At 67.7% G+C, this 1,556-nt stretch carries 2 protein-coding genes; both read left to right on the forward strand.

Going from position 1 to position 1,556, the window contains the following annotated elements; all coding sequences use genetic code 11:
• The coding region (locus ACLKM7_RS19710; RefSeq protein WP_436449002.1) for a methylenetetrahydrofolate reductase at positions 1 to 710 on the forward strand (710 nt) is incomplete at its 5' end.
• A 16-nt stretch (positions 711 to 726) separates the two neighbouring features.
• Positions 727 to 1,556: formyltetrahydrofolate deformylase (gene purU / locus ACLKM7_RS19715; RefSeq protein ID WP_436449003.1), on the forward strand; the 830-nt coding region annotated here is incomplete at its 3' end.

The raw sequence follows: 1,556 nt of genomic DNA on the forward strand, positions 1-1,556 counted from the left end.
AGATGCGGGTCACGGCGTCCAAAGCCGTGAAGGATCTCGGGTTCATCCCGGTGCCGCACATCTCGGCGCGCCGGCTGGCGTCGCAGGACCAGCTGGAGGAGTTCCTCGGCCGCCTGCAGGAGGTCGGCGCGAGCGAGCACGTGTTCGCCGTCGGCGGCGACCCGGCAGAGCCGGAAGGACCCTACCCGGACTCGCTGAGCGTGATCCAGACCGGGCTGCTGCAGAAATACGGTGTGAAGGAGGTGTCGATCGCCGGGTACCCCGAGGGACACCCCGACATCGCCACCGACGTGCTGTGGCGTCACCTGGACGAGAAGGCGCTGTCGCTGGCGCAGCAGGGGCTGGACTCGGTGATCCTCACCCAGTTCGCGTTCGACACCGACCCGGTGACGGCATGGATCAAGGAGGTGCGTGCCCGTGGCATCGACACCCAGATCCGCATCGGCACCCCCGGCCCCGCCGGCATCAAACGACTGATCAACTTCGCCCGCCGGTTCGGGGTGGGCGCGAACGCGATGATCGTGAAGAAGTACGGGTTCTCGCTGACCAACCTGATGGGCACCGCCGGACCTGACCGGTTCGTGTCCGACCTGTCCGAGCTGCTCGCGCAGGACCCGGCATCGGGTCCGGTGAAGCTGCACTTCTACACCTTCGGCGGGCTGCTCGCGACCTCCCAGTGGGCCCGCGAGTACATCGCCGCGCAGTCCTGAAACCCCGGCCGCACTCATGTCGCCGCACACCGAAGCCCTCCGCGATCAGGCCTGCCTGATCGTCCACGGCCCCGACCAGCCCGGCCTGGTCGCCGCCGTCACCGCGCTGATCGCCCGCAACCACGGCAACATCGTCACCCTCGACCAGTACTCCGACAACCCCGAGGGCGGCGCGTTCTTCCAGCGCGTCGTGTTCCACCGCCCCGACCTGGCCGCCGCGATCCCCGAGATCGAAGCCGACCTGGACAAGACCCTCACCCCGTATGGGATGCAATGGGCGCTGACCGACCAGTCCATCCCGAAGCGGATGGCCGTGCTCGCCTCCACCAGCGACCACTGCCTGCTGGAACTGCTGTGGCGCCACCGCCGCGGCGAGCTGCCGGTCACCATCCCGATGGTGATCAGCAACCACACCAACACCGCCGAAGACGTCCGCTCCTTCGGGATCCCCTTCTTCCACATCCACTCCCAGGGGCCTGACAAGTCCGAGGCCGAGGCGAAGATCCTGCAGCTGCTGAAGGGGAACGTCGACTTCGTCGTCCTCGCCCGCTACATGCAGATCATCTCCGAGGACTTCCTCGACGCCGTCGGAGTGCCGGTGATCAACATCCACCACTCCTTCCTGCCCGCCTTCATCGGCGCCGCCCCCTACCGCAAAGCCAAAGAACGCGGCGTCAAACTCATCGGCGCGACCAGCCACTACGTCACCAAAGACCTCGACGAGGGCCCCATCATCGAGCAGGACGTCGCCCGCGTGAACCACGCCATGACCGCCGCCGACCTCCAAGCCCGCGGCGCCTACGTCGAACGCGCCGTCCTGTCCCGCGCCGTCCAATGGCACGCCGA

The organism is Microbacterium sp. I2 (assembly GCF_051364985.1).
Classification (GTDB): Bacteria; Actinomycetota; Actinomycetes; order Actinomycetales; family Microbacteriaceae; genus Microbacterium.